Here is a 23,812-nt window from a genome sequence, read left to right on the forward strand (position 1 = left end):
ATGTACGTCGTAGCGACCGCGGGGCACGTCGACCACGGCAAGTCGACGCTGGTCCGGGCCTTGACCGGGATGGAGCCCGATCGCTGGGCCGAGGAACGCCGCCGGGGCATGACCATCGACCTCGGCTTCGCGTGGACCACGATAGGCGCCGGGCGGACCGTGGCGTTCGTCGACGTGCCGGGGCACGAGCGGTTCGTGCCCAACATGCTGGCCGGGATCGGTCCGGTGCCCGCCGCGATGATCGTGGTGGCCGCCGACGAGGGGTGGATGCCGCAGTCCGCCGAACACCTGGCCGCCCTGCACGCCCTCGACGTCCGCCACGCCCTGCTGGTCGTCACCCGGTCCGACCTGGCCGACCCGGGCCCGGCCACCGGACAGGCCCTCGCCGAGATGGCGGCGACCTCGCTGGGAGCCGGAACCGAGGCCGTCGCGGTCAGTGGTCTCACCGGCGCGGGTCTGCCCGAGCTGCGTGCCGCCCTCGGACGGCTCACCGACCGCCTGCCGCCGCCGGACACCCGGCCGGAGACCGCCGTGCGGCTCTGGATCGACCGCTCCTTCACCATCAAGGGCGCCGGCACGGTGGTGACCGGAACCCTCGGGGCCGGCGTCCTGCGCAGGGGCGACGAACTCGAGCTCGGCGGCGGCCGGGTGACGGTCCGCGGCCTGCAGACCCTCGGCGAGCCGGCCGGCCGTGCCGAGGCGGTGGCCCGGGTCGCCGTGAACCTCCGCGGGGTGGACCGGCAGACCATCGCCCGGGGCGCCGCCCTGCTCACCCCCGGCAGGTTCCGGCACGCCGACCTCATCGACGTCCGCCTGCACGGTGACCAGCCCAAGTCGCTGCCGGCCACGCTCACCCTGCACGCCGGCTCGGCGGCCGTCGCCGTGCACGTGCGGCCGCTCGGCGTCGACACGGCCCGGCTGCGGCTGACCCGCCCGCTCCCGCTGCGGATCGGCGACCGCGCCCTGCTCCGCGACCCCGGCCGGCACCACGTGGCCGGCGGCGTGACGGTCCTCGACGTGGCCCCGCCGGCCCTGACCCGCCGGGGCGCGGCCGTCCGGCGGGCCGCCGACCTCGACGCCATGACCGGGATCCCGGACCTCGCGGACGAGCTGCGCCGCCGCAAGCTGATCTCCGGTGCCGACCTGGCCGGCATGGGCGTGGCGGTGGGCGGCGCCGAACCGGTGGCCGGCGACTGGTACGCCGACCCGGGCTACTGGGCGGCGAAGGCGGAGCAGTTGCGCGAGGAGGTGACGGCGTACGCGGCGGAGAACCCCCTCGAACCGGGCGCGCCGCTCGAAGCCCTGCGTCACCGGCTCGGCCTGCCCGGCCGTGATCTCGTGACCGCCCTGATCCGTCCGCCGCTGAGCACGACCGGGGGACGCGTCACCGCTGGCACCAATAAGAACGCAGAAATCCTGAAAAATCAGATGAGTCGGGCGTTCGACGGCGTTGCGCCGTTCGCGGCGCCGGAGGCCCATGATCTCGCCGCGGCCGGACTCGGACCGAAACAGATCGCCGCGGCGGCCCGCGAGGGGCTGATCGTCAGGCTCGCCGGCAACGTCGTCCTCCGGCCCGGCACCCCGGAGCGGGCGGCGGAGGTCCTCGCCGCGATCCCGCAGCCGTTCACCCTGAGCGATGCGCGCAAGGCGCTCGGCACGACCCGCCGGGTGGCCGTCCCGCTGCTCGAACTGCTGGACCGCACCGGCCTCACCCGGCGGCTCCCCGACGACCGCCGGGTGACGCCGCCGCCGGCATAGCGAAAAGGGCCGCCCCCTTTCGAAGGGGCGGCCCTGCTCTCACTTGGCGGCGACCTGCATGACCATGGTCGGCGAGTTGCGGGCGTGCTCGGCGGTCCAGCGCTGCGCGATCCGGTGCACGTCGTACTCGGTGATCTCGTGGCCGGTGTGGTGGTTGAAGGCGTGCTTCTCGGCCCGCTTCACCAGCCGGATCAGGTCGGAGACCGAGCCCGGGTGCTCCCGGCAGAGCTTCACCGCGATCCGGAACTGGCGGTCGGTGATCGGCAGCAGGTACTCGCGCATGCCGGCCTGCCACGCCTTCGGGTAGACCAGGTAGCCGGCCGGGAGGTTGCCGGGGCCGCCGATCGGGTCGAGCACCGACAGCTTGCTGATGTGCATCGGCTCGGCCGCGAGGCCCATGTAGGCGAGGCCGGCGATGGCGAGCGCCACCACGATGCCGAGGGCCAGCATCGGGCTGCCGGTGCCGGCGCCGATGATCACGCCGAGCACGGCGAGCACCATCCCGCCGGCCACGAACAGCGGCCCGCTGTTGCCGCCGCTGTCCGGCGTACCGCGGTACGCGTTCTCGATGAGCTTGTCGATGACGCTGTTGAGCACCTCGTCCTGAGGTTGCCAGCGGTCGTCGCGCCGGGGCACGGCGCGGGTAGCCGTCTGGTTCATCGGTTGGCATCCTTTCCTTCCGCAACGGCCCGCTACATCGGCGGCCCGGCGCGTCGGTCAAGGAAAACCTCAGGCCAGAAGTGACTCCCTCATCTGCTTGCCGGGGTTCCACTGCCCGACGAACCGGCTGATCGCCGGGTCGAGCACGTCGACCGACGCGTTCGAGCGCATCTGCTCGCGCACCGGCGGCGGCAGCGGCGGCGGATCGGACATCTCCGCGCGCAGCTCCGTCGTCGCCGTGATCAGCCCGGCGGCGAGCTCGGCGCCGTGGGTGTCGACGAGAACCCGGCCGTACTGCCAGCCGGCCACCGTCAGGTCGAGCACCTCGAACATGTGGGCGAGCAGCGGCTCGGGTTCGGTCACCCGTACCGTCTGACGCGCTTGCGCGCCCACGGCCGTGACCGCCGCGGAGACCTGGATGTACGGATGCAGGGCCTGCCCGAAGAGCGGGGAGCGCAGGCGCTTGCCGGCGCTCTTCCACAGCGTGCGGTAGTTGGTCCGGTCGGCCACCAGGCCGAGCTCGGCGGCCTGCACGACCACCGAGGCATGGGCGCCCTCGGCGAACTCGCGCAGGATCTCGGTGGCGACCATGACGCCGTCGGCGCCTTCGAGCAGGCCGGTTATCGCGGCTGCCTGGTCGCCGAAGGGGGTGGTCTCGTGGGTGCCGAATCGCTGACGGACGTCCTGGAGCAGTTCCTGCTGCAGGGCGGGATCGTGCTGGACGCGCCGCTTGCGCAGCCCGAGCCGGAGAAACCGCATATAGCCTCGCCTCACCGCTTGCCGAACGAGGCAAATGCTAGTCGAGGCGCTCCGGACCCTTGTGGATCAGGTGGCCGACACGAGCTTCACGGCGATGGCGCGCCACGCCAGGAAGCCCAGCACGCCGCCGAGGGTGTTCGCGATCAGGTCGTTCACGTCGGCCTGCCGGCCGCTGCTGACCAGCACGTTCGTCAGGAACTGGACGACCTCGACCGCCGCGCTGCAGGCCAGCGCGATCACGGCGACCTGCCGGGCGGTGCGGGTCCGGCCGGTCATGGCGAGCAGGGCGCCGAGCGGAAGGAACATCACGATGTTGGCGACGAACGTCACCACGTCGATGGTGAGCAGCGGTATCCAGTTGCCCTTCTCGTACCAGGCGATCCGGTTGGCGTGGTCGCCGGTCGCGATCTGCAGCGGCAGGAACGTCACGGCGAGCACGGCCAGCCCGTAGGCGGCGGACAGCCAGCCGATCAGCAGCCGGCCGAGGTCGCCGCGGAGCCGCCACCAGGTGACGACGAACAGCACCGCGGCGAGCGGGAGGAGCACGGGAAGGGCGGGGATCTCAGTCTGCATGCCGGACATGTCTCCATGATCGACAAGCCGGCCCGGCGCCACATCTTCCCCGCGACGGACGCCGATCGGCCGAAAGTCGTATACGGCAGCGGTTTCGGCACCTAGAGTGCAATAACCAAAGTCATCGATCGGGAGGGTCAGTGTTGATTGCTCGCCGAAAACTCTTCGCCCTGCTCACCGGCGTCGTCCTCGGCGCCGCCGGCCTGAGCGCTCCGGCTGCCGCGCATCCGGAGAATCCACTTCGTCCCGTCGTCTTCGTGCACGGCAGTGCCGGCTCGGCCATGCAGTTCCGGACCCAGGCCAAACGCCTCGCGAGCAACGGATACCCGGCCCGGATCATCGAGGCCCATGAGTACGACTCACCGAACGTCGCCACCATCCTGCCGCAGATCTACGCGGGCCTGGACGCGCGGATCGACCGGCTGCTCGCCGCGAGCGGGGCGGACCGGGTGGACCTGCTGGCCCACTCGCTCGGCACCTTCGTGATCCAGGGCTATCTGAACAGCTCGCCGGCCCGGGCCGCCAGGGTGGCGCACTACGTGAACCTCGACGGCCGGCCCGCGGCGGCGCCGCCCGGCGGTGTCCCGACCCTGGCGATCTGGGGTGAGGGCGACCCGGCCCGGACCGTCGCGGGCGCCACCAACGTCGCGTTCCCCGACCAGTCCCACACCCAGACCGTCTCCTCGGAGGAGACGTTCCGGGCGTTCTACCGCTTCTTCACCGGCCGCGGTCCGAAGACGACGGCGCTGATCCCGGACCGTCATCCCCGGGTCTCCGGCCGTGCCGTGCTCTTCCCCAGCAACGCCGGGGTCGAGGACGCCACCGTGGAGGTCTACCGCCTCAACCCGCTCAACGGCCGCCGGTCGACCCACCGCCCGGTGGCGATCCGCCCGGTCGCCGCCGACGGCGCCTTCGCCCCGATCCCGGTCGACCCGCGGGCCCGCTACGAGTTCGCGCTGGTCCGCCCCGGCCAGGCGGTGCACCACTTCTACTTCGAACCGTTCCGCCGCACCGACACCTTCCTGCGCCTGCTCACCAGCCGGCCGGGCGAGGGCATCGGCGCGCTGGTGCAGACCTCCGACCGGCACACGGCGCTGACGTTCCAGCGGCAGAAGGAGTGGTGGGGCGCCGAGGGCGACAGCCTCGTCGTCAACGGCACGAACATCCTGAACGGCGCCAACGCCCCGCGCGCCAAACGGGTGATCGGCATCTTCGCCTTCGACGCGGGCCTCGACCGGGCGTCGGATCTGGCGGCGCCGCTGCCGGAGTTCTTCGCCATCACCTTCATGACCGGGATCGACCACTACATCCCGGCCCGTGGCACCACCTCGATCCTGGTGCGGTCGCGGGGCGGCGGGTACACGTACATGCCCATTCCGGCGTGGAAGTCCAGCAAGCATCGAGTCAGTCTGGAGATCGACGACTACTAGGTTTCACACCCCGGACGGATAGGTCTCCGGTTCGTGCACGTCGACGTGCCGGGTGTGCAGCGGATCGACGGCCCGGCTGGTGCCGAACCAGCAGAAGGCGTCGTAGCGGTCACCCAGCACGGTCGGCACCCAGTTGCCCGCCTGCTCGGCCTCGGGGTGGTAGACCACGCCGATGGCCCGGTGCTTCAGCACGTCGCTGAGGAACGCCGGCCGGTGGCCTTCGCGATCGCTTTCTCGGTCGCTTTCTCGGTCGCTTTCTCGGTCGCTTCCTCGGTCGCTTCCTCGGTCGCTTTTGAAGATCATCAGCGCCTGCGGGGGCGCCGCCTCGTGCAGCAGGGCCTCCAGCGACCGCCGGCGGGCGGCCGGGACGGTCATCTCCCGCATCGGCGCGCCCCACCCGTCGCCGGCCATGACGGTGCCGTGGTGGGTGCCGTAGCCGACCAGGACGACCTCGTCCCGCCCATAGCGCTCCCGGGCCAGCTGACCGATGTTGACCATGCCGGCCGGACCCATGTCGGTGAACCGGGCGTCGCCCACGTGGGTGTTGTGCGCCCAGACGACGGCCTTTGCGGCCGGGCCGTAGTGCTTCATGAGGCGGTCGAGGGTCTCGTCCATGTGCCGGTCGCGCACGTTCCACGACTCCCGGCCGCCCCGCACCATCGCCCGGTAGTAGCGTTCCGCGCCGGCCACCACCTCGGCGTTCTGCCACACCCCGAAATCCGTTGCCGCCCGGAGCTGCTGCAGCATGCCGATCACCTCGACCTCGCAGCTCACCGGCACGAACCGGGTGGCGAGCGCGTACTGCTGGGCGTCCTCCCCGTACGGTTCGAAGCAGCGGTACGCCGCGAGCGCCGCCCCCACCCGCGACGGATCGTGCTCGCGCAGGTAGGTGAGGATCTCCCGGAGCGACTCCCAGAGCGAGTAGACGTCCAACCCGTGAAAGCCGGCCCGCCGCGCCGGGTCCCGCCCCGCGTTGAACTCCCGCAGCCACCGCGCGAACGCGACGACCTCCTCGTTCGCCCACATCCACGTCGGCCACCGCTCGAACGTGAGCAGCGCCTCCCGCGGATCCCCGGGCGCGCCCGGCATGCCCCGTACGGCCCGATCCACCCGGTCGCAGTCCGGCCAGTCCCCCTCGACCGCCACGAACGAGAACCCCTTCTCGGCGATCAGCCGGCGGGTGAGGGCAGCCCGCCACTCATAGAACTCGTGGGTCCCGTGGGTGGCCTCGCCGAGCATCACCACCGGCGCATCCCCGACCCGTGCGAGCAGCGGATCCAGATCGGCGGGCTCGTACAGGGCGGTCGCCAGCCGAGCCACCTCATCCCCGTAACCACCAGCGGAAACAGTCACCGGAGCGGAATACCCGGGGAAGCCGGAAACACGCATCCGACCGGGCGGTGAAGTCGTGCGGCCGCGTGGGGCCGCCCGGAGCGGAGGGGCTGTCAGATCTTCGATGGCGCGGGGGCGCGCTCAGGCCAGGACCGCCAGGCCGACGCGACGGCGGCGGCGAGGGGATGGGTGGCGCCGAGGCCGAGTGATACCGCGCGGGAGACGTCGGCGACCACCTCGGCCGCGTCGCCGGGGCGGCGGGGGCCGGTGGTGAAGGGCACGGCGTGGCCGGCGATCCCGGCGGTGAGGTGGACCAGATCCAGCACCGACGTACCCTTGCCGCTCGCGACGTTGACCGCGAGATGGGCCGCCTCCGGGAGGGTGGCGAGCAGCTCGACCCCGCGGGCGTAGGCGCGGGCCACGTCCAGCACGTGCACGTAGTCGCGGACCGCGCTGCCGTCCGGGGTCGGGTAGTCGTGGCCGCGGACGACGAGCGCCGGTGAGGAAGCGGTGAGGGCGCGGAAGACGGCGGGCAGCAGGGCGGCCGGGCCGGTGTCCGCCGCGAACGGGTGCGGGCCGGCGCCGATCACGTTGAACTGGCGCAGCGCGATGGAGCGCAGCCCGGTGCCCTCGATGATCCGCTCGCCCTCGAGTTTGGTGAGGCCGTACGGGTTCACCGGCTCCAGCGGCTGATCCTCGCGGGCCGGCGCTGGGCCCGACTCGCCGTAGACCGCCGCCGAGGAGGCGAAGAGCAACTGGTCGACTCCGGCGTGGGTCATCGCCTCGACGAGGTTGTGGACGCCGTCGATGTTGTCCGGGCGGAAACCGGAGCCGTCCGGGGCGAACTTGCGCGCGGCCAGGTGGACCACCCCGGTGGCCGAGTAGCGCGCGAAGAGCCGGGCCAGGTCCTCGGGGGAGGCGACCGACCCCTTCACCACGGGCACGTCGGACGGCAGGCGTTCCAGGCGTCCGGTGGAGAGGTTGTCGAAGACCACGACGTCGTGCGCGGCGCTGAGCAGGTGGACGACGTGCGCGCCGATGAAGCCGGCCCCACCGGTCACGATCCAGGTCACGGCGTCCCTCTAGGTGAATGGCGGATCCAGGTGCTTCACGAGGACAAGACAGGGCTCTTGGGTACGCACAGTGCTGCCGTCGTCGAGCACATGTTCACGGAATGTGGCGAGATGCTCGTCGCGCCACGCCGAGAACTGTAGCCCCCGGTAGAGCCGGATGGCCGGATCGTTATCGGGATGCACCCCCAGGGCTACACGCCGGTGCCCGAGCGCGTACAACCGGTGCTCGGCCGCGCTGAGTAGTCGGCGTCCGATTCCGGAGCGTTGATGTTCATCCATGACGCGGAGGTGCTGGAGGAGCGGGACACCGGGGAGGCCGTCGCGGAGCTCGGCCTCCTCGGGTGGTTCGAGCCGCAGGAAGATGTGACCGACGAGGTGCTCGCCGAGGAACGCGAAGAGCAGGATGCCCCGGCCCTTCCCGAGGTGTTCGAGGAAGTAGTGCCGTTCGTCCCGGCGCCCGACGAGCGTGCGCACCTCCTCGTCCGATGCGGCCCGTATCGACACGTCGTCCTCCACCGCGGCCTCCCCGCTCGCCGTACCTGGAGGTGATCGTGCCGTCACGCGAGCACCGCTGTCGATACGCGGCGATCGATCAGCGGTGGAGCAGGCCGATCAGGACGGCGGTGACCAGGATGCCGATCGCGAGGGTGTCGGCGATCACCCGCCGGACGACGAAGACCCGCAGGACGGTGAAGGTGGCGCGGATGACCAGGTACGTGATGAGCAGGACGGCGACCAGGGCCGTCGCCGCCACGACGGCGGCCGTCAGGTCCTCCGCGTACGTCGCGGAGATGGCATCGGTTGACGTCGGGATGATGGTCTGCACGATGGGACCCCCTACACGTCGATCTCGGATTCGCATCCGATCCACCTGTAGTCCAGTAGTAAAACTGTAAGTGGCTGTAGTTCTTGGTCGCAATGCCGAGAACAAAGTGGAACGTGAATGAGTGCCCGCCGTCTGCTACGGTTCGGAGCGCTGCCCGGCCTCAAACCTGTAGTACAGTGAAATTTTCTGGAGGTGCATGAAGGTGCAACCTTCCGGGGACCCCGGCCGCCGCCTGGCCGACCGGCTCCGCCAGCTGCGCAAGACGCAGTGGCCCGATGTCACCATCACCCAGACCGAGCTGGCGAAGGCGCTGAGCAGGCGCAAGCCGGCCAGCCTTCAGCTGATCTCCTCGTGGGAGCGCGCGAGCACGCTGCCGCCCGAGGACCGGCTCGACGCGATCCTCACCTTCTTCAGCACCCGCCGGTCCATCGAGACCCGCCCCTACCGGCTGATCAGCGAGCAGGACCTCACCGCCGACGAGGCCGCCACCCGCGATCGCCTGAAGCAGGAGCTCTTCGGGCTCCGCGAGGCCGCCGTCGCCGAGTCCGACGCGGAGGCGCTGACCGGCACGCCGTCCCGGCCGAGCATCGTGGGCCGCGGCCCGTGGCACTACAAGGAGGGCCCGGTCGTCATCGTCTGCGCCGAGCCCGGCGACGGCTCGCCGCCCTCGATCGACCCGGACCGGTCGCGGCTCTCCCGCTTCGCCGACCTCGACTCGCTGTTCGAGCTGCACGGGCACATCCGCGCGGTCAACCCCGACCTGGAGGTCCGCTACCTCGGGGCCCGGGATCTGCAGGAGGACGACTGGACCGCGCACCTCGTCCTGCTCGGCGGCATCGACTGGAACGACGCGACGCAGGACGCGATGCGGCTGACCCCGGTGCCGGTGGCGCAGCTCTCCGACGACGACGACCCGAGCCGTGGCTGCTTCCAGGTCGTTGTCGAGGGAAAGGACCCGATGTCCTTCGTTCCCGAGTTCGACAGTCGCGGAGGTGCCCGGGTCTTGGTGCAGGACGTGGGGCATTTCTTCCGGGCGCCCAACCCGTTGAACCGGGAAAGAACCATAACCGTATGCAATGGAATGTACGGTAGTGGTGTTTACGGAGCGGTGCGCACGCTGACACACGACGTCTTCCGTGAGAAGAACGCCGATTACCTCGCGCACCATTTCGACGGGGACACGTTCAGCCTGCTCTTCCGGGTCCAGGTGCTGACCGGCATCGTCACCACTCCGGACTGGACCGCGCCGGGCACCGTTCTGCATTCCTGGCCGGAGGTATAGGAAAGTGCCGAGCCAGGCGTCCTTGGCCGACGCCCGAGAACTCCACCACGGATCGCACGCCGATCTGCTGGCGGAGGAACCCCATCCGCCGGCGGCCCGGAGGCTGGACGCCGTCATCGTGCCCACCGCCTGGCCGGTCGACGCGCTCCGTCACGTCATGCGGGTGGGCCGGGCCATCGACGTCCCGGTCGTGGCGCTCTGCAGCCGCGACGCCTCCGCCGAGCAGGCCCGCCAGCTGGCCGATCTCGAGGACGCCGCGGTTCTCGCGGTCGACGTCGACGCGTCGCTCGCCCGCACGCTGCCCTCCTTCGCCACCGACCGCCTTCTGCAGAAGAGCGGATTCGGTACGACGAGTGACCTGAGCGTGAAACGCAACCTCGGGCTCGTCCTCGCCCGGGGTTCCAGCTGGCAGCGGGTCCTCTTCCTGGACGACGACATCCACATCGACGATCCGGAGCACCTGCACCGCGTCGCCGGCCTGGCCGACGACTTCCGCGCGGTCGGCCTCGCGAACCTCGGCTACGAGGACAACTCGGTGGTCTGCCACGCCTACCGGGCGGTGGGCGGCGAGCAGGGCACGTTCATCGGCGGCGGCGCCATGATCATCGACGCGGCCCGGACCCGGTCGTTCTACCCGAACATCTACAACGAGGACTGGTTCTTCCTGCTCGGCGACGGCGTCCCGTTCCGGGCGGCGCGTGCCGGCGTGATGCGCCAGCGGCCCTACGACCCGTTCGCCAACCCGGCCCGCGCGGCCGGCGAGGAACTCGGCGACACCCTCGCCGAGGGTCTTTTCTGGCTGCTCGACTCCGGCCGGGACATCGACGTGGCCGGCACCGCTTTCTGGGGCGACGCGCTGTTCCGCCGGCGCCGATTCATCGACCTGATGATCGGCATGCTGGAAAGCGCCCCGGAGCACGAGAGGATGCGCCGTTCACTGGAGGCGGCCCGCGGGCGCAGCGCCGGCATCACCCATTGGCTGTGCCACAACTTCGTGGATCTGTGGCGTGCCGATCTCGCCCGCTGGCAGGACTTCCTGGATTGGCGGGTCCCGGTCACCTCCAGTCCGGAGAAATTCCTCAACGAGGTCGGAATGTCGCATCACGTGCTTCCCTCCGAGGCGTTCCGGAGGTCTTTCCTGCGGGGGTGAGAAATCACCCCGGCCTGGGAAATAGGGTTTCGTGCGGCGATTGGCAAGAGCCCTCATCTGTACGACCCTGCTGCTCAGCGGTTGCGGGTTCCCCCGGGACGTCGGCACCACCCTGGACGACGTCCGCGGCGGTGTGCTGAAGGTCGGCATCACCGACAACCCGCCGTGGACGTCCGTCCCCGATCGGGGCGCCGAGGCGGAGCTGGTCAGGCGGCTCGCCGAGCGGACCGGCAGCACCGTGGAGTGGTATCCGGGCAGCGAGTCGGCGCTGATGGCGGCCCTGAAGGACCGGGTGCTCGACCTGGTGGTCGGCGGTCTGGAAGCGGACGCCCCGTGGATCGAGAAGGCGGCGCTGACCAGGCCCTACGTCACCATGCGGACGGTGATCGCGGCGGCCGGGCCGGTCCCGGACGACCTCACCGGCGTACGCGTCGGGGTGCGCGGCGGGACCGCCGACGTAGCGGCCGTGGCGGCGAAGGGCGCGACCGTCGCGGCCTATCCCGAGATCTCCGGCAAGGAGGGCATCCCGGTCGCGGTCGGGGAGTGGCGCGTCGACGCTCTCGGCCTGACCGAGTCCGGCCACGACGTCGGCGAGGCCGACCACGTCTGGGCCGTGCCGCCGGGCGAGAACGCCTGGCAGACCGAGGTCGAGCGGTTCCTGCTGGACCTCTCGCACGAGCAGGTCACCGACCTCCTGGTCGCGGCCGAGGAGCTGCCGTGAAACCGTACGACAGCTTCGAGCTGCCCCCGGACAAGGCCGCGCTGCACCGCAGGGCCGTGAAGCTCGAATGGTGGACCATCGTCTACTTCGCGATCACGGTCGCCGTCATGGCGGTCACCCTCGGCCAGTCGCAGGCCATGAAGGCGGCCTGGATCGAGGACATGCTCGGCGTCGTGCCGCCCATCGCGTTCCTGGTCGCGGCCCGCTACCGCAACCGCCGGCCGAACCCCCGCTTCCCGTACGGCTACCACCGCTCGGTCAGCGTGGCGTTCCTGGCCGGCGCGGTCGCGCTGCTCGGGCTCGGCGGCTACGTCGTCTACGACTCGCTGACCCGGCTGCTGCTGCGGGAACGGCCGCCGATCGGGCTGATCGAGGTGGCCGGCCACACGTTCTGGCTCGGCTGGCTCATGATCACGGTGCTGTTCCTCAGCATGATCCCGGCGATCATTCTCGGTCGCATCAAGCAGCGCATCGCCCGGGAACTGCACGACAAGGTGCTCTACGCCGACGCCGAGATGAACCGCGCCGACTGGCTCACCGCGAGCGCCGCGATCGCCGGCGTGCTCGGGATCGGCGCCGGCCTGTGGTGGGCCGACGCGGTCGCCGCGCTGATCATCGGTGGGGACATCGTCCGGGACGGCGTCACGACGACGAAGGCCGCGGTCGGGAACCTCATGGACGACCGGCCGCGCGTCGTGGGCGGCACGGAGGATCATCCGCTGCCCGACCGGCTCCTCGCGGCGGTCCGCGACCACGACTGGATCACCGACGCCTGGCTGCGCCTGCGCGAGGAGGGCCACGTCTTCGTCGGCGAGCTGCTGATCGTTCCCGCGCCCGATACCGATCACCTGGTGGAGCGGCTCGCGAAGCTGGAGGACTACTGCCGCTCGTTCGACTGGCGCATGCACGACCTGGTCATCTCGCCGGTACCGAGCCTCGACACCCCTAAAAGGTGACCCGGGCGGCCGCTCGCGTCATCGGCACCAGGGGAGTGGACGCCATCAGGGCCAACTCCTCCGCCGGAGTCGTCCGGCCGTCGAGGAACCGCAGCACCCGATCGGCCGGATTGCGCCGGAACAGCCGCTCGAAGAAGTCCGGCGCCGCCACGAGACCGCTGTCCCACGCGTGCAGCGCCACCGCGTCCATCCACAGGTGGCGGCGCGGATAGGCGGCGTCCGGAACGGGATCGTGACCGTTCTTGACCAGCTCGGCGATCTGCCGGGCCTGCCTCCGCATCGCCGAGAACGTGTACCCGGTCGACGGCCTCGTCGCCCCGCCGGCCGTCCCGATCCGCACGACGCGCGCCGACGGCCTCCGCTCGAACACGCCGTCCGTCATCGGGATCGCGCCGTCCTCCACCTCGTCGATCGTCAAGTTCTTCAAATTCCAGAGCCTCGTGTACGCCGTGAGCGCCGTGTCGTAGGCATCCCCGCCGAGGCGGGCCGGGGAGAACTCGGTGTACTCGATCAGCGCGGTGGTCGCGCCGGTCGGCAGCACGTAGCCGAACGAGACGCCGCGGTCCGGCTGCGGGGTCCGGAAGTCCATGAGCACCGCCGACGCCGGATCGAAGATCGGGTCGGCGGACCGCACCCACCAGCCGCGGAAGTGCTGGAGCCAGAACGTGTGGCCGGGCTTCACCGGCCGGGCGGGACGGGAGTCGAGCACCCAGCGGGCCCGGCACACGGTCGTCCCGCTCTCGTCGCGGATCTCCACGGCCGAGCCGTCGTCGGCGAGCGTCCCGGCGGCGGCCCGGATGTTCACTGATCCCAAACGGTCGGCGGCCGCCAGCGCCTGCGCGAAGACCGGCTCCGAGCGGACCATCGCGTACCGGCCCGGGCCCAGGTCGAGCCGCTGCACGCCGGACGGCCCGTGCAGGTCGACGGCCGGCCACTGCGCGTCCAGCACCGGGTCGAGGTCGTCGGTGGCGCCGGTCCAGAACGCCCAGGTCCGGCGCCTGCCGTGATCCGCGCGGCCGTCCTCGGGCAGGCCGGCCGGGTCGACGGTGGCGACGCGCAGGCCGGGGACCCCGGCCCTCGCCAGCTCGATCAGGGTCAGGGCCGCCGCGCCACCGAACCCGACCAGTGCGAGATCAACATCCACCGGCCTCAGAATACGCAGAGCCCGTAGCCACGAAACTGCCGACGTACCCGGTCGATCAGATCTTGATCTGGCGCCGGAGTCCCGGCGAGCGGGAAGCCGAGGCCGAGCGCGTCGTATTTGACGGCCCCGAGGCGGTGGAAGGGCAGCACCTCGACGCGCTGCACGGTCGGCACCGACGCGGCGATCCCGGCCACCGCGTCGACGTTCTCCACCGCGTCGGTCAGGCCCGGCACCAGCACGAACCGTACCCAAATGGGTTTTCCTCGCTCGGCGAGCCGATGCGCGAAGGCGATCGTCGGGGCGAGCCGGCCGGTGCGGGTGACGGTGCGGTACGTCGAGGGATCGCCGGACTTGATGTCGAGCAGCACCAGATCGGTCGCGTCGAGCAGGTCGTCGCCGGCGCGGTCACCGAGGTATCCGCTGGTGTCGACGGCGGTGTGCAGGCCGATCTCCTTGCAGCGGCGCAGCACGTCCCGGACGAACGCGGGCTGCTGCAGCGGCTCGCCACCGCTGATCGTGACGCCGCCCCCGGCCACCTTGATGAACCGCTCGTAGCGCCGGATCTCGGCCATGAGCTCGCCGGCCGTGGTCGGCGTGCCGGAGCGGCGGTACCAGGTGTCCGGGCTGTGGCAGTAGAGGCAGCGCAGCGGGCACCCGGCCAGGAAGGCGACGAACCGGGTACCCGGCCCGTCCACCCCCGTCGATACGTCGAAGGAGTGGACGGAGCCCCTCATGGTGGTCATCTCCGGTCACAGCCCGCCGTGGAAGGTGCGGGAGATGACGTCGCGCTGCTGGGCCGGGGTGAGCCTGATGAAGTTGACCGCGTATCCGGAGACCCGGATCGTGAGCTGCGGGTACTTCTCCGGGTTGACCATGGCGTCCTCGAGGGTGGCCCGGTCCAGCACGTTGACGTTGAGGTGGAAGCCACCCGCGTCGGTGTAGCCGTCGAGCACCCCCACCAGATTGCCGATCCGCTCGTCGCGGGAGTGCCCGAGCCCGTCCGGCGTGACCGTGGTGGTCAGCGAGATGCCGTCGCGGGCCGAGGCGTACGGCAGCTTCGCCACCGACAGCGCCGCCGCGACCAGGCCGTGCCGGTCCCGGCCGTTCATCGGGTTGGCGCCCGGCGCGAACGGCTCGCCGCGCCGGCGGCCGTCCGGCGTGTTCCCGGTGTGCTTGCCGTAGACGACGTTCGAGGTGATCGTCAGCACCGACAGCGTCGGTTCGGCGCCCCGGTACGCCTGCTGCCGCCGGATCTTCGCCATGAACCGCTCCACCAGGTCCACGGCGATCGCGTCGGCCCGGTCGTCGTTGTTGCCGAACGTCGGGAAGTCCCCGTCGACCGCGTAGTCGACGGCCAGCCCGGTCGCGTCGCGCACCACCTTGACCTGGGCGTGCTTGATGGCGGACAGGCTGTCGGCGGCCACCGAGAGGCCGGCGACGCCGGTCGCGAGGAACCGGTGCACGGGGTAGTCGTGCAGCGCCATCTCGAGACGCTCGTAGGCGTACTTGTCGTGCATGTAGTGGATGACGTTGAGGGCGTCGACGTAGGTCCCGGCGAGCCAGTCGAGGGTCCGGTCGTAGGCCTCGATCACCGTGTCGTAGTCCAGCACGTCGTCGCCGATCGGCGTCAGCCCCGGAGCGACGACATCACCACTGATCTCGTCGCGGCCGCCGTTGACGGCGTAGAGCAGGGCCTTCGCGAGGTTCGCCCGGGCGCCGAAGAACTGCATGTCCCGGCCGACCCGCATGGCCGAGACGCAGCACGCGATCGCCGTGTCGTCGCTGTACGCCGGCCGGATCAGATCGTCGTTCTCGTACTGGATGGCGCTCGTGTCCATGCTCACCCGCGCGCAGAACCGCTTGAACCCCTCGGGCAGCGACGGCGACCAGAGCACGGTCAGGTTCGGCTCCGGCGCCGGGCCCAGGTTGTAGAGCGTCTGCAGGTACCGGAAGCTCGTCCGGGTGACCAGCGGCCGGCCGTCGTCACCGATGCCGCCGAGCGACTCGGTCACCCAGGTCGGGTCGCCGGAGAACAGCTCGTCGTACTCCGGGGTGCGCAGGAACCGGATGATCCGCAGCTTGATCACGAAGTCGTCGACGAGCTCCTGCGCCCCCTCCTCGGTGAGCGTCCCCTCGGCGATGTCCCGCTGCAGGTAGACGTCGACGAAACTGGCGGTGCGCCCGAGCGACATGGCCGCGCCGTTCTGCTCCTTCGTGGCGGCCAGGTAGGCGAAGTACAGCCACTGGATCGCCTCGCGGCCGTTCGTGGCCGGGCCGGAGATGTCGTATCCGTACCTGTCCGCCATGAACCGCAGCTCCTGGAGGGCGCGGATCTGCTCGGCGAGCTCCTCGCGGTCGCGGACGACGTCCTCGCTCGATCTCTTCTCGTCGAGACCCGTCTTGCGGACCCGGCGCTCCTCGATCAGGCGGTCCACGCCGTAGAGGGCCACCCGGCGGTAGTCGCCGATGATCCGGCCGCGGCCGTACGCGTCCGGCAGGCCGGTGATCACGTGCGAGCGGCGCGCGGCGAGCACCGGCTGCGGATAGGCGTCGAACACGCCGTCGTTGTGCGTCTTGCGGTAGCGGGTGAACACCTCCTCGACGGCCGGGTCGAGGCTGAATCCGTACGCCGCGAGTCCGGTCCTGACCATCCGTAGCCCGCCCGCCGGCATGATCGCCCGGCGCAGGGGCGCGCTGGTCTGCAGGCCGACGATCAGCTCGCTGTCGCGGTCGAGGTAGCCCGGCTCGTGCGCGGTGATGCTCGACGGGGTGTGCGCGTCGACGTCGTAGACGCCGCGGCGACGCTCCTCGGCGAACATCCGCTGGAGCTTCTGCCAGATACGTTCCGTGCGGTCCGTCGCCCCCGCCAGGAACGCGGCGTCACCCTCGTACGGTTGCAGGTTGTCCTGAATGAACTTCGCGACGTCGATGGTGGTCCGCCACTCGCCGCCGGTGAAGCCCCGCCACGCCTTCATGATCGTCTTTCCTCTCTCGCCTTTCGGCGGATCAGGGAATCAGGACGAGGCGGGCGGGCACCCGGCTCGCGAGCACGTCGTCGATCGCGCCGTTGATCTCGTCGAGCTTGCGGGTCTCGCAGAGCACCCGGGTCCGCCCGGCCGCGTGCAGCCGGAACACCTCGGCCAGGTCCTTGCGGGTGCCGACGATCGAGCCGATCACCGTGATGCCCTTCAGCACCGTCTCGAAGATCGGCAGCGCCATGGCGTTGTCCCGGGGCAGCGACACCAGCACCAGCCGGCCGCCGCGCCGCAGCGACGCGTGCGCCTGCTCGAGGACCCGCGGGCTCGCCGCGAGGACGACCGCCACGTCGGCGCCACCCAGCTCGCGGATCGCCGCGATCGGATCGGTTTCGGACGCGTTCACGGTGTGCGCCGCGCCGAGCTCCCGGGCCAGCGCCAGCTTCTCCCCGGTCACGTCGACCGCGATCGTCTCGCCGCCGAAGATCTGCGCGTACTGCTGGGCCAGGTGCCCGAGGCCGCCGATCCCGAAGATCGCCACTCGGTCGCCGGGCTTCACCCCGCCGACCTTGACCGCTTTGTACGTGGTCACCCCGGCGCAGGTGAGCGGCGCCGCCTCGACCGGGTCGATGCCGTCCGGCACCTTCACGACGTAGCGGGCGTCGGCCACGAGGAACTCGGCGTGCCCGCCGTCGATCGCGTAGCCGGTGTTGAGCTGCTGCTCGCAGAGGGTCTCCCAGCCGTCGACGCAGTAGTCGCAGGTGCCGCAGGCGTAGCCGAGCCACGGGACGGCGACGCGGTCCCCGATCGTGAGCGGGGTCGCTCCCGGGCCGATCTCGTCAACGATGCCGACGCCCTCGTGACCGGGGATGAACGGCGGGTTCGGCTTCACCGGCCAGTCGCCCCGGGCGGCGTGGATGTCCGTGTGGCACAGTCCGCTGGCCTCCACCCGTACCCGGATCTGGTTTTCGCCCGGAGTGGGCGAAGGCACCTCCCGGACCGCCACGGGCTGATCGAACCCGGTCACCACCGCTGCACGCATGTCGTCACTTCCCTCGCTCGTGTCCCCTTCAGCCTCATCCCGGACCGTCCGGGTCGTCAGGGCCGTAGGTCCCGTCTGAACCGGGCGCCGTGCCCGCGGGTACACCACCCCGTCTGGAGGTGGTCATCCGGTGAGGGACATCGATGCGGCCGACGAGTGGCTGACGGACTGGACCGCGCGCGTCGACGCACAGGCCGCCCGCGCCGCGCAGCTCGCGCAGCGTGTCGCAGGGCTCTCCGCGCAGGCGCGGAGTCACTACGCGGTGGTCACGGTGGGTGCGAACGGCCAGGTCGTGGATTTGACGCTGGACGAGCGCATGTACGACCTGAGCCCCGGTGATCTGAGCGCGGAGATCCTGGCCGTGATGCGTTCGGCGCAGTCCTCGCTCGTGGATCTCGTGGCGGAGGAGGTGCGGGACACCGTCGGAGCGGACTCGCCGACGGGACGCGCCGTGCTGGACGGATTCACCAGGCGCTTCCCCGCGGAGGCCAACGATGGCTGATTTCGTTCACCTACCGGTTCCTGCGGTGCTGCAGCACACCGCCGCGGTCGAGGAGGTGACCGGCGCCGTCCGCTCGGCGCGGGCCGCGGTGTCGCAGGTGACCATGGATCCCGGCGCCTACGGGATGCTGTGCGGCTTCCTGCCGGCGATCCTGTCCGGCGTCTTCGAGGTGGCCGTGGTCGCCATGAACGGCAGCGCCGATTCGCTGGAGGAGACGGCGTACGCACTGAAGGCCGCGGTCCGGACGATGGAGGGAACCGACGCGGACGCGGCCGCGGTCCTCCGTTCCCCATGAGTCTCGCCCAGGACGTTCACGAGACGGTGGCCGGGATCCAGAGCGGCAGCTGGATCGACGCCTCCCTCGGTGGTGTCGGGGTTTCCCTGGAGGCGCTGTCGCTGGTCCTGGATCCCCTCGGCAGCATCATGAGCTGGGGCGTCGGCTGGCTCCTGGAACACGTGGCGCCGCTGCGCGAGGCCCTGGACCAGCTGGCCGGCGACGCCTCAGCGGTCGCCACCTGGGAGAACGTGGCGGCTTCGCTCCCCGCCTCCTATCCGCCGCCGCCTTCTGACTGGTCCGGCGCCGCAGCCGACGCCTACCGCGCCCACGCCGCATCCCAGGCGGATGCTTTGGACGGCATCCGGCTGGCCGCGGGCGGCATCGCCTCCGCGGTCATGGGCACGGGCCTCCTCGTGTCTCTGGTCCGCGAGCTGGTCCGCGACCTGATAGCCGACTTCGTAGCCACCCTCGCCGCACGGCTCCCGCAATGGCTCGCCATGGAGGGCCTCACCCTCGGCGTCGCCACCCCGTTCGTGGTGAGCCAGGTGGGCGCGTTGGTCGCCTCCTGGGCCAGGAGGATCGAGCATTTCGTACGGGGGTTGCTCACCAGCCTGAGGCGGTTGAACGGTGTTCTGGAGGCGCTGAAGCGGCTACTCAAGAACCTGATCGGACCCAAGCCGGTCGAACCCGGCCGCATGAACTCTTCCCCCGACCCGCCGCCGAAGGGTGGAGGTGGGGGAGTCCCGCCGCCGGGCCCGCCGTGGCACGCCCGAGACGACATCGCCGGACCGGCGCGCGGCAAGGAACTCGGCCTCCCGCATCGGCGGCATACGCTCGCCGGCGCCAAGAGCGGTGTCGCCAAGGAGCACAACACGATCATCTTGCCGGGGTACGAGGGCGCCGTTCGCGACGACATCCGCGGGATAGCGGCGGGTGAGGCCGACTGGAAAGAGACGATCAAGCTCTACGAGATCAACGGGCGGACCTACGGCGTCAAACCCAACGGCACGGTCTTCCCGGGAACCGGTGACGGCCTGGTGCGGCTCGACCGGAACGAGTACAAGGCGCTCCAGCAGATCGCCCTCGCGAAGGGCGACGTCGAACAGGTAGAAATGTTCAAACACGCGCCGATGTTCGTCCAGAATCCAGAAGTCATCGCCAAGGCTAAGTCGATCTACGACGGGACCTATAGCCAATGACCTACGACCTGTTGCTCATCGGCGACCTCGACATCCTCCGGATGCAGGCCGCGCTGGCCTCCGTCGCCCAGGTCCCGGTGGAGAAGGTGGATGTCGGATCCGGGTGGAGCGGCGACCGCAATTGGGACGCGCCGGTGCTCTGCACCTATGAGGAACTGGACGGCGACATCTCCTATTCGCTCGACATCCATTTGAGCACGGTGGAGCCGGCGGTCGAAGAACTCGCCCGGCACCTCGCGGTGGAATTGGGCGAGCTGATCCTCTATCCGGCCGAAAGCAATCCGCCGAGCGCCTTCTGGCTGGTGCAGCCCGACGGTTCGCGAACGAGGGCCCGTATCGAGGACGAGGACCTCGACGACACGACGCTCCACGTGATCGACGCGGTGGAGAAACCGGTCGCCCTGCTGCCGGACGTCAAGGTCGAGCTGCAGCCCGAGGTGATCTGGTCCCACCGGATGCCGACGCCCATCACGGAGGAACTCGAGCGCCTGCTGGCCGCGGATCCCCGGATCCTGACCCGCAACGCGGCACTCACCCACGCGATGGATCGGCTCGGTGCTTGGGAAGCGTTGACAGCCCGGATGGCGACCGGCTGGCCCCCCGACGGGTGGTACCCGCTCGAGTACTGGCAGGACGACATGGTCATGCGCGATCGGCTGGCCGCCGATCTCGAGATCATCCCGCAGTCGGTGGTGGATCCCTTCACGGCAGCGCTGGCGAGGGTGGACGAGGCGTTCCGGGCGGGGACGCGGGAGATCTCCGGTGTGGCGGGGGAGAAGGGCTGGTGGTGGCGCCGGGCGCCGGAGCCGGCTCCCTGGTCGCCTGGGCGGTGAGGGGCGTCACGGTGGTTGGCAAACGGAACTTGGTTCCGTATGTTTGGTTGCGGAACGGGGTTCCGTTTCAGGGGCTTTCTCGGGAGGAACGGCCATGCGGTACCGCACCTTGGGGCGCACCGGTGTGCAGGTGAGCGCGCTGGCGCTCGGCGCCATGAACTTTGGGAAGATCGGGAACGTCGGTCAGGAGGAGGCGACCGCGATCGTTGATGCCGCGCTGGAGGCGGGTGTCAATCTGATCGACACGGCTGACATGTACGGCCGTGGTGAGTCGGAGGAGATGGTCGGCAAGGCGATCGCCGGGCGGCGGGACGACGTCGTGCTCGCCACCAAGGCGACCATGCCGATGAGCGAGGAGCGCAACCGTCAGGGCGGTTCCCGGCGGTGGCTGGTCACCGCCCTCGACGACAGCCTGCGCCGGCTCGGGGTCGATCACGTCGACCTCTACCAGATGCACCGCTGGGATCCGCGGACCAGCGACGAGGAGACGCTGTCGGCCCTCACCGACCTGCAGCGGGCCGGCAAGATCCGGTACTTCGGGTCGTCGACGTTCCCGGCGTACCGGATCGTGCAGGCGCAGTGGGCGTCGCAGGCACATCATCTGGGCCGGTACGTCACCGAGCAGCCCAGCTACTCGATCCTGCAACGGGGCATCGAGAGTCACGTGCTTCCGGTGACCGAGGAGTACGGGATGGGCGTGCTCGCGTGGAGCCCGCTCGCGTCGGGCTGGCTGTCCGGTGCCGTCCGCGCCGGGCGGGAGATCACCTCGAACCGGGCGGCGAGGCTGCCCGAGCGCTTCGACCTGACGATCCCCGGCAACCGCGCCCGGCTCGACGCGGTCGAGCGGCTCGCCACGGTCGCCGAGGAGGCCGGGCTGACGCTGATCCAGCTGGCCCTCGGATTCGTGACGGCCCATCCGGGAGTGACGAGCGCGATCGTCGGTCCTCGTACGCATGAGCACTTGAAGTCGCAGTTGGCGGCGGCCGACACGGTGCTTCCGGCGGACGTGCTGGACGCGATCGACGAGATCGTGGCGCCGGGGGTGGATCTGGCGCCGCAGGAGAAGTTCGACACGCCGCCGTCGCTGCTGGATGCGTCGCTGCGGCGGCGCTGAGTCAGAGCAGTGGTTGCGGCAGCGATCGCACCGGATGACCCACGAGAAGAGGGGTCACTTCCGCATAGCGTGTCCAGGCGTCCCAGGCTTCGTGGAAGACGACCTCATCAGGTGACCATCGGATCACCGCTACTTCACTGTTGTAGAGAAGTACCCCGTTGCCGGTGTATCGCTCGGTGAGAGCGAGGACCGTGGCGACCATCAGGGCGGTGCTGTGCTCGATGGTCTCCGGACCCGCAAGGTTATGGAAGCGGAACGTCGCTGCGATGCGTTCTTCGAATCCGAAAAGCCGCTTCATGACGTCGGCGTCGTCCTCGTCGGCCAGGTCTGCCCAGATGGTCATGCCATCACCGATGACCGCCTCACCGTCGTCATCGACCCGGCCCCCGATTGCGGCGGCGAAGAATGCCAGCAGCTCGCCGGTAGCGAGATCGGCGTCACTGCTCAAACTGTATTCGGTCGCCATCCATCACTCGCTGAAGGGAAAAAAGCGAATGATCTCGTTGTCCTGAATCACGAGGATCTCCTCAAGCTTGGCGATCGGCTTACGCCGGAGTATGTCGGCGACGTCTGCCAGCGAGCGTGGCGTGTCGTCCATATAGAGGATCAAGTGTTCCGCCTGGGTCCGCGTCTTGCGGCTGAGCGTCTTCCGAATCTGGTCCAGGTCATCGGTGGTGGGGGCGTAGCAGTCGAAGTAGATGCCTTCGATCTTGTAGTCGGGATGCTTCCCGTTGGTCTTACCCTCGGGATTCTGCTGGATGTCGTACCCGTGCTGTGCGATCAGGTCGGCCGACTCATTCTCGCGCCGCAAGCCACGATTGTCTTCAGCGGTGGGATGGGCTGGGGTTCTCTCACCCCACGGCCGGCGGTTCGGGTCCGGAGCGCCGGACGGTGCGGTGAAGCTGGGGCTGCCTCCTCCGCTGGAGCTGCCACTGGTGGACGGCTGTGAGGCTTCGGCGTGAACGCGAGCTAGGTCCAGGTCGGTCCGGGTGTCGGAGGAACGCATGCCGAAGGGCTCGAGAGCGTTGCGGAGCGAGTCGGTCTTCGGAAGCAGGTTGCGGAGGCTGGTGAGCAGGCCTCGGAGGAAGTGTTGGATGCGGTGGGCCCAGTCGGCCACGAGGCCGGCGACCTGGCCGGCCACCACCGGGGTGGCGATGCCGAGGGTGAGGCCTTCCACGGCCAGCCATTGCGGGAGCCGGATGGCGAGGGTGGCTACGAAGTCGGCTATCAGGTCGCGGACCAGCTCGCGGACCAGAGCGACGAGCAGGCCCGTACCCATGACCGCGGAGGCGATGCCGCCCGCCGCCAGCCGGATGCCGTCCAGGGCATCCGCCTGGGATGCGGCGTGGGCGCGGTAGGCGTCGGCTGCGGCGCCGGACCAGTCGGCGGGCGGCGGCGGATAGGAGGCGGGGAGCGAAGCCGCCACGTTCTCCCAGGTGGCGGCGTGGGCGGCGACCGCTGAGGCGTCGCCGGCCAGCTGGTCCAGGGCCTCGCGGAGGGGTGCCACGTGCTCCAGGAGCCAGCCGACGCCCCAGCTGACGATGCTGCCGAGCGGGTCGAAGATGAGCGACAGCGCCTCCAGGGAGACGCCGACGCCGCCGAGGGAGGCGTCGATCCAGCTGCCGCTCTGGATGCCTGCGACCGTCTCGTGGATGTCCTCGACGAGGCCCAGGCCGGTTGTCGCATCGGGCACCGGGACCTCCAGGCTGGTGAATGTCTGCCTGGGTGTACCGGCCGGGGCGGGCCGCGGTTCACGGGACGGCGCCGGGGTCTCGGGTTCCCATGTGGAAGATCTGGATTGATCGAATGGCGGCCGGGCAAACTTGGGGGCGTGAACTGGCTCGAATTCGCGCTGTTGCACGCCGCCGACCCACACACCGTGCACGTCGACGGGACCGAGGTCGGCCCCTGCCTGGTCAAGGAACAGGTGATCTTCTGCCCACCGGATACGGTCGCGGCGCCGGGAGCCCGGGTCACGCTGCCCGGCGGCCGTGCCGCGCGGGTCCGGAACGCGGTCTTCATGGACTCATGCGGGACGGGTCTGCCCGATCATCTGCAGCTCGACATCGAGAGCGGCGGCCGGAACGCGGAGGGCCATCGGTACTGCCGGGGCGCGGCCGGGCCGCGCAACACGATCTTGTGAACCGCGGGTTAATACCTGGTCGAATCGGTTGACTCGGGGCAGTCCGGGAAACCAGACTGCGCG

The 23,812-nt window shown here is 70.3% G+C and carries 25 protein-coding genes; 12 read left to right on the forward strand and 13 right to left on the reverse strand.

The window, feature by feature from the left end:
- Positions 1–1,758 (forward strand): selenocysteine-specific translation elongation factor, encoded by a 1,758-nt coding sequence (selB, locus tag AB0G10_RS26820; protein ID WP_360927190.1) that lies wholly within the window; start codon positions 1–3, stop codon positions 1,756–1,758.
- 39 nt (positions 1,759–1,797) lie between these two features.
- Here selB and AB0G10_RS26825 read toward each other — a convergent pair whose 3' ends face one another.
- From AB0G10_RS26825 to AB0G10_RS26835, 3 genes are all read right to left on the reverse strand, one after another.
- The gene (locus AB0G10_RS26825) at positions 1,798–2,418 is read right to left on the reverse strand and encodes a hypothetical protein (protein WP_360927193.1); all 621 of its coding nucleotides are present in this window, start codon (positions 2,416–2,418) and stop codon (positions 1,798–1,800) included.
- A 69-nt stretch (positions 2,419–2,487) separates the two neighbouring features.
- Positions 2,488–3,177 carry a hypothetical protein gene (locus AB0G10_RS26830; protein ID WP_360927196.1) on the reverse strand — a complete coding sequence of 230 codons (690 nt, stop codon included), beginning with the start codon at positions 3,175–3,177 and terminating at the stop codon, positions 2,488–2,490.
- A gap of 66 nt (positions 3,178–3,243) precedes the next feature.
- Positions 3,244–3,750 (reverse strand): VanZ family protein, encoded by a 507-nt coding sequence (locus AB0G10_RS26835; RefSeq protein ID WP_360927199.1) that lies wholly within the window; start codon positions 3,748–3,750, stop codon positions 3,244–3,246.
- A gap of 140 nt (positions 3,751–3,890) precedes the next feature.
- Here AB0G10_RS26835 and AB0G10_RS26840 point away from each other — a divergent pair, with 140 nt between their 5' ends.
- A complete protein-coding gene (locus AB0G10_RS26840) occupies positions 3,891–5,180 on the forward strand; it encodes an alpha/beta hydrolase (protein ID WP_360927202.1) in 1,290 nt (429 codons plus the stop codon).
- Positions 5,181–5,183: 3 nt separating this feature from the next.
- On the opposite strand, the gene AB0G10_RS26845 is transcribed toward AB0G10_RS26840, so the two are convergent.
- From AB0G10_RS26845 to AB0G10_RS26860, 4 genes are all read right to left on the reverse strand, one after another.
- Positions 5,184–6,419, reverse strand: a complete 1,236-nt coding sequence (locus AB0G10_RS26845) for an erythromycin esterase family protein (protein ID WP_360927942.1) — start codon at positions 6,417–6,419, stop codon at positions 5,184–5,186.
- Between the two features lie 206 nt (positions 6,420–6,625).
- Entirely contained in the window at positions 6,626–7,585 is a 960-nt protein-coding gene (locus AB0G10_RS26850; RefSeq protein WP_360927205.1) for an NAD-dependent epimerase/dehydratase family protein, read from the reverse strand.
- Between the two features lie 9 nt (positions 7,586–7,594).
- The gene (locus AB0G10_RS26855) at positions 7,595–8,101 is read right to left on the reverse strand and encodes a GNAT family N-acetyltransferase (protein WP_360927208.1); all 507 of its coding nucleotides are present in this window, start codon (positions 8,099–8,101) and stop codon (positions 7,595–7,597) included.
- 76 nt (positions 8,102–8,177) lie between these two features.
- Entirely contained in the window at positions 8,178–8,411 is a 234-nt protein-coding gene (locus tag AB0G10_RS26860; RefSeq protein ID WP_360927211.1) for a hypothetical protein, read from the reverse strand.
- Positions 8,412–8,607: 196 nt separating this feature from the next.
- Here AB0G10_RS26860 and AB0G10_RS26865 point away from each other — a divergent pair, with 196 nt between their 5' ends.
- The 4 genes from AB0G10_RS26865 to AB0G10_RS26880 are packed head-to-tail and all read left to right on the forward strand — an operon-like array spanning position 8,608 to position 12,520.
- The gene (locus AB0G10_RS26865) at positions 8,608–9,693 is read left to right on the forward strand and encodes a helix-turn-helix transcriptional regulator (protein ID WP_360927214.1); all 1,086 of its coding nucleotides are present in this window, start codon (positions 8,608–8,610) and stop codon (positions 9,691–9,693) included.
- 22 nt (positions 9,694–9,715) lie between these two features.
- Positions 9,716–10,843 (forward strand): hypothetical protein, encoded by a 1,128-nt coding sequence (locus AB0G10_RS26870; RefSeq protein WP_360927217.1) that lies wholly within the window; start codon positions 9,716–9,718, stop codon positions 10,841–10,843.
- Between the two features lie 40 nt (positions 10,844–10,883).
- Complete coding sequence (locus tag AB0G10_RS26875; protein WP_360927220.1) at positions 10,884–11,564, forward strand: transporter substrate-binding domain-containing protein; 681 nt, start codon at positions 10,884–10,886, stop codon at positions 11,562–11,564.
- Positions 11,561–12,520: a cation transporter gene (locus tag AB0G10_RS26880; RefSeq protein ID WP_360927223.1), complete on the forward strand. Its 960-nt coding sequence runs from the start codon at positions 11,561–11,563 to the stop codon at positions 12,518–12,520. Before AB0G10_RS26875 ends, AB0G10_RS26880 begins: the two co-directional genes overlap by 4 nt.
- Here AB0G10_RS26880 and AB0G10_RS26885 read toward each other — a convergent pair.
- Genes AB0G10_RS26885 through adhP form a run of 4 tightly spaced genes read right to left on the reverse strand, consistent with a single transcriptional unit; the run spans position 12,510 to position 17,681 of the window.
- Positions 12,510–13,664, reverse strand: coding sequence for a lycopene cyclase family protein (locus AB0G10_RS26885; protein WP_360927226.1), 1,155 nt, complete (start codon positions 13,662–13,664; stop codon positions 12,510–12,512). The two genes, AB0G10_RS26880 and AB0G10_RS26885, sit on opposite strands and share 11 nt — an antisense overlap.
- A 5-nt stretch (positions 13,665–13,669) precedes the next feature.
- On the reverse strand, positions 13,670–14,398 hold the full coding sequence (gene pflA / locus AB0G10_RS26890) for a pyruvate formate-lyase-activating protein (RefSeq protein WP_360927229.1): 729 nt from the start codon (positions 14,396–14,398) through the stop codon (positions 13,670–13,672).
- A 15-nt stretch (positions 14,399–14,413) separates the two neighbouring features.
- On the reverse strand, positions 14,414–16,639 hold the full coding sequence (gene pflB, locus AB0G10_RS26895; RefSeq protein ID WP_360927232.1) for a formate C-acetyltransferase: 2,226 nt from the start codon (positions 16,637–16,639) through the stop codon (positions 14,414–14,416).
- Between the two features lie 31 nt (positions 16,640–16,670).
- A complete protein-coding gene (gene adhP / locus AB0G10_RS26900) occupies positions 16,671–17,681 on the reverse strand; it encodes an alcohol dehydrogenase AdhP (protein ID WP_360927235.1) in 1,011 nt (336 codons plus the stop codon).
- Positions 17,682–17,811: 130 nt separating this feature from the next.
- Here adhP and AB0G10_RS26905 point away from each other — a divergent pair, with 130 nt between their 5' ends.
- The 5 genes from AB0G10_RS26905 to AB0G10_RS26925 all read left to right on the forward strand — a co-directional run bounded on the left by AB0G10_RS26905 (position 17,812) and on the right by AB0G10_RS26925 (position 21,606).
- On the forward strand, positions 17,812–18,183 hold the full coding sequence (locus AB0G10_RS26905) for a YbaB/EbfC family nucleoid-associated protein (protein ID WP_360927238.1): 372 nt from the start codon (positions 17,812–17,814) through the stop codon (positions 18,181–18,183).
- Positions 18,176–18,478: a hypothetical protein gene (locus AB0G10_RS26910; RefSeq protein WP_360927241.1), complete on the forward strand. Its 303-nt coding sequence runs from the start codon at positions 18,176–18,178 to the stop codon at positions 18,476–18,478. The genes AB0G10_RS26905 and AB0G10_RS26910 overlap by 8 nt, the downstream gene beginning before the upstream one ends.
- Positions 18,475–19,659, forward strand: coding sequence for a hypothetical protein (locus AB0G10_RS26915; protein ID WP_360927244.1), 1,185 nt, complete (start codon positions 18,475–18,477; stop codon positions 19,657–19,659). The genes AB0G10_RS26910 and AB0G10_RS26915 overlap by 4 nt, the downstream gene beginning before the upstream one ends.
- Positions 19,656–20,492, forward strand: a complete 837-nt coding sequence (locus tag AB0G10_RS26920; protein WP_360927247.1) for a hypothetical protein — start codon at positions 19,656–19,658, stop codon at positions 20,490–20,492. The genes AB0G10_RS26915 and AB0G10_RS26920 overlap by 4 nt, the downstream gene beginning before the upstream one ends.
- Positions 20,493–20,586: 94 nt before the next feature.
- Positions 20,587–21,606 (forward strand): aldo/keto reductase, encoded by a 1,020-nt coding sequence (locus tag AB0G10_RS26925; protein ID WP_360927250.1) that lies wholly within the window; start codon positions 20,587–20,589, stop codon positions 21,604–21,606.
- Position 21,607: 1 nt separating this feature from the next.
- On the opposite strand, the gene AB0G10_RS26930 is transcribed toward AB0G10_RS26925, so the two are convergent.
- Positions 21,608–22,072 carry a SitI3 family protein gene (locus tag AB0G10_RS26930; RefSeq protein ID WP_360927253.1) on the reverse strand — a complete coding sequence of 155 codons (465 nt, stop codon included), beginning with the start codon at positions 22,070–22,072 and terminating at the stop codon, positions 21,608–21,610.
- A 3-nt stretch (positions 22,073–22,075) separates the two neighbouring features.
- Positions 22,076–23,467, reverse strand: coding sequence for a hypothetical protein (locus tag AB0G10_RS26935; RefSeq protein WP_360927256.1), 1,392 nt, complete (start codon positions 23,465–23,467; stop codon positions 22,076–22,078).
- Between AB0G10_RS26935 and AB0G10_RS26940 the strand changes: the two genes are divergently transcribed.
- On the forward strand, positions 23,438–23,749 hold the full coding sequence (locus AB0G10_RS26940) for a hypothetical protein (protein ID WP_360927259.1): 312 nt from the start codon (positions 23,438–23,440) through the stop codon (positions 23,747–23,749). The two genes, AB0G10_RS26935 and AB0G10_RS26940, sit on opposite strands and share 30 nt — an antisense overlap.
- Positions 23,750–23,812: the final 63 nt, after the last annotated feature.

This window comes from Actinoplanes sp. NPDC023714 (assembly GCF_040639855.1).
Classification (GTDB): Bacteria; Actinomycetota; Actinomycetes; order Mycobacteriales; family Micromonosporaceae; genus Actinoplanes.